The organism is Stenotrophomonas sp. JAG2 (assembly GCF_041080745.1).
In the GTDB taxonomy this organism is placed as follows: Bacteria; Pseudomonadota; Gammaproteobacteria; order Xanthomonadales; family Xanthomonadaceae; genus Stenotrophomonas; species Stenotrophomonas maltophilia_AA.
Genome location: NZ_JBEUMH010000002.1, coordinates 179,888 through 195,941, shown reverse-complemented (window position 1 = coordinate 195,941; position 16,054 = coordinate 179,888). Strand labels below are relative to the sequence as shown.

General features: G+C 65.7%; 6 protein-coding genes. All 6 read left to right on the top strand.

What is annotated here, in order from left to right; genetic code table 11:
* Positions 1-33: 33 nt before the first annotated feature.
* The 6 genes from AB9O74_RS02970 (at position 34) to AB9O74_RS02945 (ending at position 16,054) form a co-directional block, all read left to right on the top strand.
* Positions 34-1,476, top strand: a complete 1,443-nt coding sequence (locus AB9O74_RS02970) for a serine hydrolase domain-containing protein (RefSeq protein ID WP_369348361.1) — start codon at positions 34-36, stop codon at positions 1,474-1,476.
* 184 nt (positions 1,477-1,660) lie between these two features.
* Complete coding sequence (locus AB9O74_RS02965) at positions 1,661-2,659, top strand: dipeptide epimerase (RefSeq protein WP_369348360.1); 999 nt, start codon at positions 1,661-1,663, stop codon at positions 2,657-2,659.
* A 223-nt stretch (positions 2,660-2,882) separates the two neighbouring features.
* Positions 2,883-5,135, top strand: coding sequence for a TonB-dependent receptor (locus tag AB9O74_RS02960; protein ID WP_369348359.1), 2,253 nt, complete (start codon positions 2,883-2,885; stop codon positions 5,133-5,135).
* 248 nt (positions 5,136-5,383) lie between these two features.
* Complete coding sequence (locus AB9O74_RS02955; RefSeq protein WP_369348358.1) at positions 5,384-10,321, top strand: hypothetical protein; 4,938 nt, start codon at positions 5,384-5,386, stop codon at positions 10,319-10,321.
* A gap of 152 nt (positions 10,322-10,473) precedes the next feature.
* Positions 10,474-11,115: a rhodanese-like domain-containing protein gene (locus tag AB9O74_RS02950; RefSeq protein WP_369348357.1), complete on the top strand. Its 642-nt coding sequence runs from the start codon at positions 10,474-10,476 to the stop codon at positions 11,113-11,115.
* Between the two features lie 10 nt (positions 11,116-11,125).
* Positions 11,126-16,054 carry a hypothetical protein gene (locus tag AB9O74_RS02945; protein ID WP_369348356.1) on the top strand — a complete coding sequence of 1,643 codons (4,929 nt, stop codon included), beginning with the start codon at positions 11,126-11,128 and terminating at the stop codon, positions 16,052-16,054.

Sequence of the window (16,054 nt, the reverse complement as noted above, 5' to 3'; positions counted from 1 at the left end):
CGTGCGCGCACCAACATACACAGGACACACCTCATGATCCGACATTCCACCGGTGGGAGCCTTCTCGCCCTGGCGCTCGCCACGTCTGCGCCAGCATTTGCTGCCGCGCCCCCGATTGCCAGCGCGGATGACCTGGGCACGGCTGTCTCGGCGCAGATCGCCTGCGCGGGCATCTTCGTGGCCAACCGCGCCGAGGCCGACGTACTGCGTGATGACATCCACGCGTTGGCGCCCTTCACCAAGGCGGTGACGCTGTCGGTGGACCGCAGGGCGGGTACCGTCACCGCCTCCGCGCCTGGCACGCCCACCCGCACGGCGCTGCATCGTCCGGCAGTCGGCTGCACGCTGACCACCGGCGACGTGCCGCTCACCGCACTCAAGGCCCAGACGGCCCGGCTCAAGCCGCTGTCGCCGCTCTCTGCACGCCCGTGGCCGCAGGGCGACCAGCCCGTGCCGGCACTTCAGGCCGCCGCTGAAACGCTCCTCGACCGCGCCGCACTCGATGCAGCGGTGCAGGCCGCCTTCGATGAGCAGAACGTGGATGGTTATCCGGACACCCGCGCAATCCTGGTCGTGCAGGGTGGCGCGATCGTCGCCGAACGCTATGCGCCCGGCTTCAACCAGAACACCCGCATGCTCGGCTGGTCGGCGACCAAGAGCTTCATGGGCACGCTGGTCGGCCTGCTGGTCGATGATGGCGTACTCAAGCTGGATGAGCCTGCGCCCGTGCCGGAGTGGAAGGGTGCGGGCGATCCGCGTGGCGCCATCACGCTGCGCCAGCTGCTGACGATGTCGAGCGGGCTGGCGTTCGTCGAAAGTTACAAGCCCGGCAATGACTCGATCAAGATGCTCTTCGAGGCAGGCGACATGGGCGCACTGGCGGCTGCTTCGCCGCTGGAGCACGCCCCGGGGACGTTCTGGAGCTATTCGTCGGGCACGACCAACCTGCTGTCGCGGATCGTCTTCGAGGCGACCGGCGGCACCCTGGAAGGCATGACCCGTTTCGCGCAGCAGCGGCTGTTCGAGCCCGCCGGCATGCGCAGTGCCCTGATCGAACCGGACGAATCCGGTGTGCTGGTCGGCAGTTCCTATGGCTATGCGACGGCGCGCGACTGGGCACGCTACGGGCTGCTGCACCTGAACCACGGTCAGGCCGGCGGCAAGCAGCTGCTGTCGCAGGAATGGCTCGACTTCGCGCTGACGCCGACCCCCGCATCGCCGCGACCGTCCTACGGCGCCCAGCTGTGGTTGAACCGCGCAGAAGCCACGGAAGCGGGGCGCAAGGTGCTGCAGGATGTGCCACCCGATGCGTTCATGGCGATGGGCCACAACCATCAGATCGTGGCGGTGATCCCTTCGCAGGATGCCGTGATCGTGCGTCTGGGCTGGACCCCGGAAGGGCAGAAGTTCGACTGGAACAAGCATCTGTCGCGGATCGCGGCGGCGCTCGCCCCGGCCGTCGCACCGACGAAGTAGCCGGAAGCGAAGAGAAGAAGGAGGGCGCCCACAGCGGCGCCCATTGACAGTTCTCTCAATAGAGAACTACTGTCTCAATGTGAGAATTACTCACCTTCAGGCAGGGAAACGAGATGTGCTCGATCAAGCTGTTGGCGACGCCCCCGATCACGCGTGACCGTGCCGCCGACGGGGTGAACGTCTGATGGCCCGCCTGAAACTCGGCATTGCGGTAGACGCCCTGCGTCTCGCAGCCCCTTTCCGTATCGCCAGTCACGTATTCGACTCCCGGCTGGCCTGCCTGGTCACCCTGGATGACGGCACGCATGTCGGTCGTGGTGAGGCGACCGGGGTCTATTACCTCGGCGAAGACATCGAGACCATGCGCGCCCAGCTGGAAGCGGCGCGCGATGCGATCGAAGCCCATCCGACACGCGAGGAGCTGCGTGCGATCCTGCCCGCTGGCGGCGCACGCAACGCGGTCGATGCCGCGCTGTGGGAACTGGAATCCAAGCAGACCGGCACACCCGTCTGGGCGCTGGCCGGGCTCGCTGCGCCACGGCCGCTGCCGACGACATTCACGGTGGGTGCCGACGACCCCGCAGCCATGGCGGCGGCCGCGGTTGCGTATCGGCAGGCGCGCTCCATCAAGGTCAAATTGACCGGTGACCTGGACCTCGACATCGCGCGCGTCGCCGCCATTCGTGCGGTGCGCCCGGATGTCTGGCTGGGCGTGGACGCCAACCAGGGCTATCTGATCGGCGATCTCGACCGTCTGGTGACGGCCATGCTTGCAGCCGATGTGTCACTGATCGAACAGCCACTGGCACGCGGGCGCGAAGCCGATCTCGATGGCTTCGTGTCGCCCATCCCGCTCGCCGCGGACGAGAGCGCGCTCACCCTCGCGGACGTGGAAGGACTGAAGGGCCGCTTCAAGGTATTCAACATCAAGCTCGATAAATGCGGCGGCCTGACCGAAGCCCTGTTGATCGCGGCCGCGGCGCGCGAAGCGGATCTGGGCGTGATGGTCGGTTGCATGGTGTGCAGCAGCCTGGGGGCCGCGCCGGGCTTCGTGGTCGGGCAGCTCTGTGACCTCGTCGACCTGGACGGTCCGACCTTCCTCAAGCAGGACCGTAGCCCGGGGGTCGTTTATCGCGACGGCACGATCTGGTGCGACGACGCGGTATGGGGCGCCCGGAGCTGAGGCGCGGGGCGCGCCTGGCGCACGAAATGATGTCAATGCTGCGACGCAGGATTGACAGTTCTCTGAACAGGACTATTGTGTCCTACATGGGCTTGTAAGTAGCCATTCATCCCAGGAGCGTCATTGCCAGGCCGGCACCACCCCAGCACTACGGGGTGCCCTGACTGCCGCATTCCGTGCCCATTGCCGTGGGCGTCCAGCTTCGCTACCGAGGTCTCATCACATGAGTCACTGTTCGCTCCGAATGAACGCGTTGTCGCTGGCCTGCACTGCAGGCATCCTGGCCTTGGGCTGCAGCGCCACGGCACTGGCACAGGTCGCCGCCGAGAACCCCAACCGCGACGAGGTACATACCTTGGGCACCGTGACCGCGACCGCGCAGAAACGCGTGGAAGTGGTGACCGATATCCCGATGTCCATCAGTGTCATCAGCGAAGAGCAGCTCGACCGCCTCCAGGTCAACAACATGAACGACCTGGCCGGACTGGTCCCCGGCCTGCAGATCACCAGCCTCGGCGCGCCGGGCCGCTCGACGATCTCGATCCGCGGCATCACCCCGATGGGCAACACCGCCTCGACCTCGATCTATGTCGACGATGTGCCGCTGACCGCCAACGGCTCGCTGTCCGGTGCGACCTCCGGCATGTTCGACCTGCTGCCTTACGACGTGCAGAACGTGGAAGTGCTGCGCGGGCCGCAGGGCACGCTGTACGGTGCCAGTGCCTTGGGCGGCGTGGTCAAGTACGTGACCAAGCGGCCGGACCTCGAGGACTTCTCGGGCCGCGTCGGCGCCACGATGCGCGTTGTCGACGATGGCGGCCGGGTCGGCCATTCCGAGCGTGCCGCCGTCAACGTGCCGTTGGTGGAGGGTCAGCTGGCCCTGCGCGCCAGCTACGCCGAGCAGACCAGCCCGGGCTGGATCGACAACAGCGTCCTGCATCGCCGCGACACCAACGATGTGTACCAGAACGCCGGCCGCCTTTCGTTGTTGTGGAAGGCGTCGGACACGGTGGATGTCCTGCTCACCGCGATGCGCCAGGAAAACAAGGGCGACAATTTCGCGACGGTCGCACTGGACCCGGCCACCTTCAAACCGAAGCTGCCCGGCTACGCCAATGAATACCTGTTCCTGCAGCCCAGCACGATCAAGTACGACGTGTACGGCCTGACGGTGGACTGGGATCTCGGCTGGGCCGATTTCACCTCTGCCAGCAGCTGGATGAAATCCAACTCGTGGCGCCTTCAGGACCAGTCGGTGGAGTACATCCCGCTGCTCGGCCAGAAGCCGGGCGTCGGTCCGGTGATGGCCTATGCTGGCCTGGACACGGATATCGAACTGAAGAAGTGGACCCAGGAACTGCGCCTGACCTCCAAGGGCGACAGCCGCCTGGAGTGGCAGCTCGGCGCGTTCTACACCGATGAGGATGCCACCTACACCGAGCGTGGCAGTGCATTGAGCCCGGCGTTCATCCCGGTGCTCGATCTGTTCACCGCCTCGGTGTTGACCACCTATAAAGAAAAGGCCGTGTTCGGCAACGCCACCTGGAAATTCACCGACCGCTTCGATCTGGCCTTGGGCGTGCGCCATGCGCGCAATGACCAGGAGTTCCGCCAGACGCTCGGCGGTCCGCTGGGCGGCGACGGGGTGCAGCGCATCACCGAATCCTCCGAGAGCGTGACCACCTGGAGCGCCAGTCCGCGGCTGTTCCTGGGCGAAGACACCATGGCCTACGTGCGCGTGGCCACCGGCTATCGCGCCGGCAGCCCGAACCCCATCCTGCCGGCCGCCCCCGATGTGCCGTCGCAGGTGAAGTCGGACACGCTGATCAATTACGAAGCCGGCCTCAAGACCCACTTCTGGGATCGGCGTGCGCTGGTGGAAGTGGCGGCGTTCCGGATCGACTGGGATGACATCCGCCTGAACCTGCTCACGCCCCAGGGCATCTCCTATGGCGTCAATGGTGGCGAAGCACGCAGCCAGGGCGTTGAATTCACCGGCGCGCTGATGCCGGTCGACGGCCTGCGCCTGAGCAGCAGCCTGACCTACACCGATGCCAAGTTGACCGCGCCGATTCCCCCGGCCCGCCCGGGCGGCCCCAACCAGGCCGAATCCGGTGCACAGCTGCCGCAGGTGCCCGAATGGGCAGGCAGCCTGCAGGCCGACTACCAGTTCCCGACGAGTGGCGAGTGGGGCTGGAGCGTCGGCGGAGCGCTGCGCTATTACGGCGAGCGCGCGGCCTCGGTGGCGTCGACGCAGTCCTTTGATCTGCCCAGCTACACCACCGTCGATCTGACCGCGGAAGTGAGCAGCCAGAACACGACCGTGCGCTTCTTCATCACCAACCTCACCAACAAGGACATCTACGTGGCGGCAGGCAGGACGATTCCTGCGGCAGGCGCGCTGGAGTACCGACGCTGGAATGCGGTGATGATGCAGCCGCGCACGGTGGGCGTGTCGCTCGATTACAGCTTCTGATCGATACTTGAAGGGGCGGCGCGGCACGGTTGGTGCCGCGCTTTCCTGCTCAATCGGCCAAGGCCGTGCTTTTGGACGTTGCCTCAGCCAAGCCGCTGTGGCTATACTCCGCCGCGCATGACCATGGGGATGGTCGTGCAGCGTCGACGGATGTCTGTTCTGCCCCGACGGATGGCGCCCAGGCCAGGGAAGTGGACTGGCGCATGCTCCACGACCTGCTTTGATGGATCAATGCAAAGGGACGAACGATGAAACCAGGGATGGTGGCGCATTGCTGCGCCGCGCTCAAGCGTGTACGCGTGATGGCCAGCACGAGCCAGTGGCTGCTGCTGTGCGCGCTGCTGCTCATCAGCGTCACCAGCGTCGCCCAGACCCGTGTGGGCGGCGCCATCGCGGTCGATACCCGCTGGTCTGCAGCCGCCTCACCGTACCTGATTGAAGCTGATCTCATCATCCAGAACGGGGCCACCCTGGAGATCGAGGCAGGCACCGACGTCCATGTCGCTGCGGGCGTCGCCGCTCACGTGCAGTCAGGAACGCTGAAGGCCATCGGACGCCGGGGTGCACCCATCCGCGTGCTTTCCGCGAAATCCCTCTCGGACGCCAGTGGCGCGCCGGGTGATTTCAAACCGTGGGCCTTCAACACCGGGGCACGCAACGTCCATCTGGAACATATGGTCTTCCAGCATGGGAGTGGGTTGGAGGTGCGTGGTGCCAGCCTGCGGCTGGAAAACGTATCCGTTTTGGACAATGCCGGCGCCGCCATCACCGCTGATCTCGCTTCATCGCTGACCGGTACCGGCAACGTCGCGCGTGGAAACGGTATCGATGGCGTACTGTTGCCGTCCGGTGATGTCACCACCTCCATCACCTGGGGACTTCGCGGAATACCTTATGTCCTCCAATCCGGTGCGGTATCGGTGGGCCAGTCACCGACGCTAGATCGCCTTTTGCCTGCGACCCTGCAGGCAGGCGAAAGCGTCACCGTGGAGGTGACTGGGAAACGCTTGGGTGGGCTCACTTCGGCGCGGGCTGCCAAGCCGGGGATCACCGTGCAGGTGGAACCGGGGTCTACCGCAACAACCGCACGCCTGCAGGTCGCCGCCGCCGCTGATGCCGAACCCGGCGTGGCGGCATTGTCGTTGCTGACCGATGCCGGCATTGCCGATGGCCCGGCGACGCTGCGCGTTCTCGCGCCGCAGCCGACCATCCTCGCGCTTGAGCCTGCGCAGCTGTACGTGGGGCAGGGCACTGTCAAGGTGGATGTCGTCGGCCGTGGTTTCAGCAGCGAAACCAAGGTACTGCTCAACACCGTCGTGCAGCCCACCGAATGGCTGGACAGCACTCGCCTGCGCGTCGGCATCCCCACCCAGGGCGCATTGGCCAACCTCGCCGTGCGGCTGCGCAGCCCGGACCCGGCCGCTGCCGGGCAGTTCCTCCTTTCCAATGAAGTGGCGCTGCCGGTGCAGGCCGCGCAGATCCGCATCACCCCGTCGCCGGCAGAAGTCATCCGTGGCGTGGCGACCCGCTTCACCGTCGCGCTGCCCTATGCGCTGTCTGTCGACGCCACGGTCACGCTGGTGTCCAGCGTTCCCGGCGTGGCGAACGTACCCGGGAGTCTACTGGTCACCGCCGGTGAGACGTCGGCCAGCTTCGAGCTGACCGCGGCCGCTACCGGCACCACGGTGATCACGGCCAGCCGCAGTGGCATGGTCTCCGGCCAGTCCACGGTCAGCGTGGTGCTGCCGCCGAGCCTGCGCCTGTCACCGCAGGAACTGCTGCTGGGTGCCGGCCGCACCACGGAACTGGAACTTGTGGCGAGCAAAGCGGCGCCGGCCGGCGGGCTGTCGGTGCAGTTGCGCAGCAGCGACACCTCCGTGGCCAGCGTGCCGCAGACGGCCATCTTGGCCGCAGGCGCCACCACGCTCAAGGTGCCGCTGGCCAGTCATGCACTGGGCGTGGCCACGATCACCGCCAGCGCAGACAATCACGTAGAGGGCCAGTCCACCGTCTCGGTGCGTCCGGTGTCACTGAATCTGCCATCGGCCACCGTGGTCACACCGGGCCTGGCCCGCTCGATCCCGCTCACGCTGTCCGATCCGGCCCCGGCCGGCGGACTCACCGTACAACTGCGCAGCAGCAACACAGCCGTCGCCACCGTCCCGGCGTCAGTGCAGGTCGCTGCGGGTGAGACCGTCGCGAACTTCGTGCTCAGCGGCGTCAGCGCTGGCAGTGTGCGCATCGACGCCACTGCGCCCGGCTATGAGGCTGGGCAGCTGAGCGCCAGCATCGAGAGCATCCAGATCACGTTGGGTGTGCCTGCAGTCACCGCGATCCGCGTGGCGAACAAGGATTCTGTGGTCTACCCGGTTCGCCTGGCACGTCCAGCGCCGTCAGGCGGCGTGCTGATCGATCTGTCGGTGGAGAACTCGGCGCTTGCTGACGTGCAGCCCCGCCAGGTACGTATTGCGGAGGGCGAGATCCAAGCCAACGCGACGGTCACGATTGCGGCGGAGATGGAAGGCACAACGCGTGTATTGGCCAACTCGGAAGGCCTGGCACCGGCCCAGGTCGCCCTCACCGTGCAGGCCCAGTCCCAGCTCAGCTTCTCGCGGACCACGACGGTGCTCGGCAAGGCAGCGCTGAATTACTCAAGCGAGTTCTACGTACAGCGTCGCATCGGCAGTTCGTCCTATTCGGCACAGCAACCGCTGCAGGTCCGCCTGCGCAGCAGCGATTCCTCGAAAGTACGTGTCCCGGAAAGTGTCGTCATTCCCGCTGACACCTACTATGTGTATTTCCAGGCCGAAGGCGTGGAGCTCACCGGTGGCGGAGTGGTCACCATCGACGCCGAGGCCGAAGGCTACCTGGCGCCCGTGACGCGCCTCAGTGCAAGTGTCGTCGAGCCGCAGTTCCGCGTCAGCAGCCTTGACCTTCGACGCACGCCAGCCAGTGCGCGCGACGACGTGCGCGTTCAACTCTACGTTCCAGGCGCCACCCAGCCAGGATCGCACGTGGCGGCGCGCGATATTGTCCTGGACCTGGCGATTGCCAATGCCTCGCCACCCGGCATCGTGCCCGGTTTCCACGCGACACAGCTCGGCGCGGATACGCTCAGCTCCATCACCCTGACGCAGGGCACAACGCAGACGCCGGTGTTCTACATCGCCGCGCCGACCACCAACGGTGCTTACGCCGTCCATGCTTCCAGCACGGGTATCGGCTCTACCACGTCGGCGCTGGTCACCGTCGATGCACCTGCCCTCCGATTCAGCCGAACCGCGATGGTGTCCGGCAAGGGAACGACCAACTACAGCCACGAAGTGCTGATCGAACGCGTGGTGAATGGCACGCCCTACAGCGGCGCAGAACCGCTGCCGGTCACATTCACTTCGTCCGATGGAAAGGCGCTCGCACTGTCAGCGACCATTCCGGCCAATCAGTCGTCGACCAACATCATGGTCAGCGGGAAGGCGCTGACGGAAGGTGCGCCGTCCATCATCGATGCAGCGGCCGCAGGCCATTCCTCTCCTGCAACCAAGCTGGCCGTCACGGTAGTGGAGCCGGAGTTCCGCCTGAATCAAATGGATACCCGTCGCAGTCCGACAAGCCCACGGGACGACGTCCGGATCCAGCTGTACGTGCCGGGTTCAAACCAGCCGACGCTGCATACCGCGTCGACGAGTATTGCGGTGGACATCACCGTCGTGGACGCCGAGCCCGACGGCATCGTCGCCGGCATACATTCTGCGCTGACCGCCGGCACACTGGTGAGCGGGGTGACCGTGGCGGCAGGCGCAAGCTACAGCCCTTATGTGTATGTGGGCACGCCGATCGCCGCTGGCAGCTATCGCCTCCGCGCATCGCACCCGGACATCACTTCCACACTTTCCGCTGCGGTGCAGGTCACGGCCGCCAGCCTTCGCTTCTCGAGGGCGGCAACCGTGGTGGGCAAGGGAATGCAGAACTATGCGAGTGAGTTCTATGTCCAGCGTATCGTCGATGGCGTCGCGGCAGACACGGCCGAGCCGGTCACCATCACGTTCTCCAGCAGCGATCCCAGCCGCGCGGTCATCGACCCTGTCGTCATTCCGGCCAACCAGTCCTTGGTGTATGCGCGGGTGAGGGGCATCGATCTCACGGGTGGTACGCCGGTCGAGTTCACTGCGAGTGCCGCCGGCCACGTCAGTTCGACGGTTCCGCTGGCAGCCACCGTGGTCGCGCCGGAACTGCGCTTCAACTCGCTGTTACTGACGCGCTCCCCCGGGAGCGTGCGCGACGACATGCGCATCCAGCTATACGTTCCTGGGGCAAACAATCCCACGCTGCAGACGGCAGCCTCAGCGCTCACCATGAACCTCAGCGTGGTTGACGCAGTGCCGGCGGGCATCGTCAGCAGCTTCCACTCGGCAGCTACCGCAGGTACGACCGTGCAGAGCATTCCGATTGCTGCCGGGTCAAGCCAGTCCCCCTACGTCTACATCGAGACGCCGCGCGCGGCAGGCACTTACCGGATACGGGCCGTCGCCACAGGCATCGCCGAGGCAACCTCCCAGGTAGTCACCGTTACCCCGCCAGGCCTGCGCTTCACCCGGGCCCAGGTCATCGTGGCAAAGGGCATGCGAACGTACGATTCGGAGCTCAGCATCGAACGTGTCGTCGACGGCGTGGCCGTCAGCGCGGTCGACCCCGTCGTGGTGCAATTGCGCTGCTCAGCCGAGGCGGTCTGCAGCGTGCCAACGACGGTGACCATTCCGGCCAGTGGAAGCAGTGCGGTGGTGCGGGTAACGGGCGTCGGATTGGGCGTCACGACCGTAAGTGCTTCCGCGGTCGGGCACGATGCAGCCCCGGATGTCCCCGTCAGTGTGATCGCGCCAAAGGTGGCGATCGGCAACATGAGCAATGTCAGCATGCAGGCCGGCACCTCTCGCGCAATGACTGTCACGCTCTCAGTGCCAGGCGCGGCGTATCCGTCCAGCCATGTGGCAGTGATTCCAGTGACGATCGACCTCACCAGCAGCGCACCCGGCGTCGGCACGGTGCCGGCGTCCGTCACGGTCGCGGTCGGTGGCTATCGGGTCACCAATGTGCCGTTCAGTGCACTATCGCCCGGGTCCACAGCGGTGACTGCCAGCGGGCAGGACATTGAGGGCGCTACCACGTCCACGATCACGGTGACACCATGAGCAACAGAACAATTTCCGTTGCGCGCCGGATTTTTGCATGGTTATACTTCCCCATGACTTGCCATGGGGATGGCAACTGCCCGCTGGGTACAAGGATGACTGTGAATCAGCTGACTGCTGCAGGGCGACGGATATCGCCTGGCCTGTTTGGAATGTTTGTGTTTGTCACTGGCTGCCTGGCACCTTCTGCCGGGTTCGCTGCCAATGAGATCGCACCCACCGCCCGTGCCACGGTGAGCGCCGAGGCGCTTGCAGAGGAACTTGCACACGGCGAACAGGTCGCGATCATCAACGCCGACGATGCGTCGTCATCAGGTGACTTGGCCGATGTGAAGCGGGTTTATTACAGCACTGCACTATCGACTCGCGCTGCTCAGGATGCAGCCCAACGTGACCGCCGCGAAGGCGCGCAGGCGCGCTGGCTGCTGGGCAACACCGAACAATGGAAGAGCAGCCGCCTGCCGCGCATGCAGGACGTTGACCGGACCGAACCGCTGCGTGTCAAGCCGGTCGAGTTGGCGCTTGCGCTGGCGGACGCGGTGGATATGCAGGTGGTCGATCTCCGCTCCCGCGAGCGGTTCGACGTCGCAACGATCGCGACTGCTGAATCGCTGTTGCCGCATGAGTTTGAAGCCGAACTGGAACGCTTCTCCAAGCGGCGGTGGTTGGTGTTGATCGATCAAGGGGATGGCATTGCCGACGCGCTGGCGCGCACGGCGTTTGCCAAGGGCCACAGGCTGGTAGCCGTCATTGACGGCGGCTTCCCGGCTTGGGCTGCTGCAGAAAACCGCTAAGGGGAAACGCATGGAAGCAGGAACGGTCGCGCATCAGCGCGGCGCGTGGCTGCGCGTCCGGCCCGCCACGAGGATGTGGCAGGGGCTGGTCGCGCTCACGCTGATGGCAATTGCATGTGTCGCGTCAGCCCAGACGCGTGTTGGTGGCGCGATCGCGACCGACACGCGCTGGACCGCGGCTGCCTCGCCGTACCTGCTGCAGACCGATCTTGTAGTACAGAACGGGGCGACACTGGAGATTGAAGCAGGCACCGACATCCTTGTCGCTGCCGGCGTGGCCGCCCATGTGCAGTCCGGCAGTCTGAAGGCCATAGGGCGCCGTGATGCGCGCATCCGTATTCTCTCGGCGAAGTCTCAACAGGGCGGGGTACCCACGGCGGGTGACTTCAAGGCATGGACGTTCAACGCCGGAGCGCGTGATGTCCAGCTCGATCATGTGCAGCTCCAACACGGCAGTGGCTTCGTCGTACGCGGCAATGCCGTGCAGTTCCATCATGTCGAAATCCTGGACAATGCGGGCGCGGCAATCAGCGCTGATCTCGCCGCGTCGCTGAGCGGCAGTGGCAACGTCGCCCGTGGTAACGACATCAACGGTGTTGTTGTCCCCGCCGGCGACATCACCGGCAACGTGAGCTGGGGCCTTCGCGGCATTCCTTACGTGGTGGAGTCCGGCACGTTGTCGGTCGGTCAGTCACCTACGTTGGAGACACTAACGCCTTCTACGTTGCAGGCCGGGCAGACCACGACAGTCGACGTTGCCGGCCGACGCCTTGAAGGTCTTTCCGTGCCGGTCGAGCGCACATCGGGTCTGAGCATCGAGGTGCTTCCCGGTGCCACCGGTACCCTCGCACGCCTGCAGGTCACCGCCGCCGCTGATGCCGAACCCGGTGTGGCGGCATTGTCGTTGCTGACCGACGCCGGCATTGCCGATGGCCCGGCGACGCTGCGCGTTCTCGCGCCGCAGCCGACCATCCTCGCGCTTGAGCCTGCGCAGCTGTACGTGGGGCAGGGCACTGTCAAGGTGGATGTCGTCGGCCGTGGTTTCAGCAGCGAAACCAAGGTACTGCTCAACACCGTCGTGCAGCCCACCGAATGGCTGGACAGCACTCGCCTGCGCGTCGGCATCCCCACCCAGGGCGCATTGGCCAACCTCGCCGTGCGGCTGCGCAGCCCGGACCCGGCCGCTGCCGGGCAGTTCCTCCTTTCCAATGAAGTGGCGCTGCCGGTGCAGGCCGCGCAGATCCGCATCACCCCGTCGCCGGCAGAAGTCATCCGTGGCGTGGCGACCCGCTTCACCGTCGCGCTGCCCTATGCGCTGTCTGTCGACGCCACGGTCACGCTGGTGTCCAGCGTTCCCGGCGTGGCGAACGTACCCGGGAGTCTACTGGTCACCGCCGGTGAGACGTCGGCCAGCTTCGAGCTGACCGCGGCCGCTACCGGCACCACGGTGATCACGGCCAGCCGCAGTGGCATGGTCTCCGGCCAGTCCACGGTCAGCGTGGTGCTGCCGCCGAGCCTGCGCCTGTCACCGCAGGAACTGCTGCTGGGTGCCGGCCGCACCACGGAACTGGAACTTGTGGCGAGCAAAGCGGCGCCGGCCGGCGGGCTGTCGGTGCAGTTGCGCAGCAGCGACACCTCCGTGGCCAGCGTGCCGCAGACGGCCATCTTGGCCGCAGGCGCCACCACGCTCAAGGTGCCGCTGGCCAGTCATGCACTGGGCGTGGCCACGATCACCGCCAGCGCAGACAATCACGTAGAGGGCCAGTCCACCGTCTCGGTGCGTCCGGTGTCACTGAATCTGCCATCGGCCACCGTGGTCACACCGGGCCTGGCCCGCTCGATCCCGCTCACGCTGTCCGATCCGGCCCCGGCCGGCGGACTCACCGTACAACTGCGCAGCAGCAACACAGCCGTCGCCACCGTCCCGGCGTCAGTGCAGGTCGCTGCGGGTGAGACCGTCGCGAACTTCGTGCTCAGCGGCGTCAGCGCTGGCAGTGTGCGCATCGACGCCAGTGCGCCCGGCTATGAGGCTGGACAGCTGAGCGCCAGCATCGAGAGCATTGCAATCGGTCTCGGGGAGGCCGGGACGAGCGTCGCCTTGCCCAAAGGTGAGGTGATGACCTATCCGGTGCGCTTGTCGCGACCAGCCCCCGCTGGCGGTGTGACGGTCACTCTCGCTATCGTGGATCCCTCGCTGGCATCCGTGCAGCCACAGGAAGTGCGCATCGCCGAAGGCGAGACCTCTGCAAGTTCCGTGATCACCGTCACCGGCCTGCAGGTTGGAACCAGTGAGCTGGTGGCAAGCAGCCCAGGCCTTGCCTCCGCGACGGTACAGCTGCAGATCCAGCAGCAGGCCCAGCTGGATTTCCTGCGCACCACCCAGGTTGTCGGCAAGGGCCTGAAGACGTACCAGTACGAGATGTATGTCTATCGCCGCGTGGGCAGCAATCACTATTCGCCGCAGCGTGCGGTAGAGGTGAGTCTGCGCAGCAGCAATCCGGCATTTGTACGCGTGCCGGAGCGGGTGACCATCCCGGCAGGCACCTACTACGCGTACTTCCAGGTGGAGGGCGTAGAAGTCACCGGCAGCGAGGTCGTCACGATCGAGGCGACGCACACGTCCTACCTGGCAGCACCCGCGCCGTTGAAAGTCAGCACGGTCATGCCGCAGTTCCAGCTGGCATCGATCGATACGCGCCGTTCGCCCTCCAGTGCACGTGATGATGTGTACATCCAGCTCGTCGTGCCCGGGGCCAACTACGCCAACAACCAGGTGGCAGCCCGCGACACCCGGGTAGACCTCGCCATCGAGCAGGCCACGCCCGTTGGTATCGTGCGCGGGTTCCATGGCACGCCTTCGTCGGATGAGTCAATCGAGGCCATCACCCTTCGTGCAGACAACTCGACCAGCGGCTGGTTCTACATTGGAACGCCCATGACGACCGGCAGCTACGCCGTCCGTGCATCAAGCACCGGGCTTGGCTCCACCGTTTCCGCGCCGGTTACGGTCAGCGCGCCGGAACTTCGCTTCAGCCGGTCCTCGGTAGTAGTGGGTAAGGGGGCGATGAACTACCAGTACGAATTGCTCGTACAGCGGTACGTCGATGGTGCCATCTTCAACGGTGCTGATCCCTTGACCGTCACGCTGACCAGCAACGACGGCAAGTCACTCGCATCGTCTGTGACCATACCTGCGGGGCAGTCGCAGGCCTATATCCAGGTGACGGGTATTGAGCTGACCAGCACTACGCCGTCGATCCTGGATGCGAGCGCACCGGGATACACCTCGCCACCCACCAAGCTTGCCGTAAGCGTGGTCGCGCCGAGTTTCCGGTTCGAGAGCCTGGATACCAAACGCAGTCCGGCAAGCACGCGCGACGACATGTATGTGCAGCTGCATGTCGAAGGGGCTATGTATCCCACGCTGGCCAGCGCGGCCCGGGAGACGTTCGTCGACCTGGCCATCGTCGATGCGGCACCTTCCGGGATCATCGATGGCATCTACACTGCAGCCAGCGGTGGCGCACCAGTGCCGCGTGCCGTGATAGCGGCCGGCTCGCAGTCTTCCGGCTGGTTGTATGTCGGTCAACCGACGTCCCCGGGAACCTATCGGATCAAGGGGTCCAACCCGGATCTCGGAACCGGAACGTCCCCCGCAGTTGCGGTGACGGCTCCGCAGTTGGCGTTCTCGCGGACAGCGACCGTCGTGGGCAAGGGATTGAGCCCCTACCTTTATGAGGTCGGCGTTCAGCGGATGGTTGACGGCGTCGCCTTCAATGGCACGGACGCGCTCACCGTGACCATCAGCAGCAGCGACCCGTCACGGGCGGTTGCGGGCGAGGTGGTGATTCCCGCCGGTCAGAGCATCGGATATGTGCGCGTGGTCGGCGTCGACCTCACCAGCGGCAGCGCGGTCAAGCTCGTCGCGTCGGCCGCCGGCTACGTCTCCACGTCGGTACCGCTGCAGGTGTCCGTGGTACAGCCGCGGTTCCAGTTCAGTGCATTGGATACGAGCAGGACGCCCGCCAGCGCACGCGATGACTTCTATCTGGAGACCTACGTCGACGGCTCCACCTATCCGACCCTGCAGACCGCGGCCGCCCCGCTGCGCGTTTCCCTGTCGGTCGTCGATGCACAGCCGGCAGGCAATGTCAGCAGCTTCCACAGCGCCCTGACCGGCGGCGCAGCCGTGGACAGTGCCACCATTGCAGCGGGTTCCCAGTACAGCAACACGGTGTTCGTCGAGACGCCGCGTGCCGGAGGGAGTTACAAGGTGCGCGCGACGGCCACGGGTATTGCGGCCACCGATTCACCGACCGTCAACGTCACGACACCCGCCCTGCGCTTCAGCCGCCCGACTGTGGTGGTCGGCAAGGGGCTGGCCAACTACGAGTACGAAATTTCCGTGGAGCGTGTGGCGGGAAGCGCCACCTTCAACGGTGTTGATCCGCTCGTCGTCAGCCTCCGCTGTAGCGCGGTGGCCGTGTGCTCGGTGCCGGCTACGGTGACCATTCCAGCAAACAGTTCCTCCATGCGCTTCCGCGTCACCGGCGTCGGCTTGGGCTCGACAACAGTAGGTGCGTCCGCGGCTGGGTACGATTCGGCGCCCGAGGCTGCCGTAAGCACGGTGCTCGCGCGGCCCAGCATTTCGTTGCCGGCCTCCCTACAGGCCGGACGCACGGCGGACTTCTACGTCGGCTTCCATGTGCCAGGAGCGCTGTACCCCACGCTCAACACGGCGATGGTCCCGTTCACGGTCAATCTAACCAGCAGCGCGCCAGGCGTGGCCACGGTGCCAATGTCGACGACGGTGACGGCGGGCCAGGCGAATTCTCCCTATCTCCAGCTCAAGGCCCAAGCGCCGGGCGCCACCACGGTGACCGCGAGCGGTACGGACCTGGAAAGCACTACCACTACGCCAATCACGGTTACCCCGTAA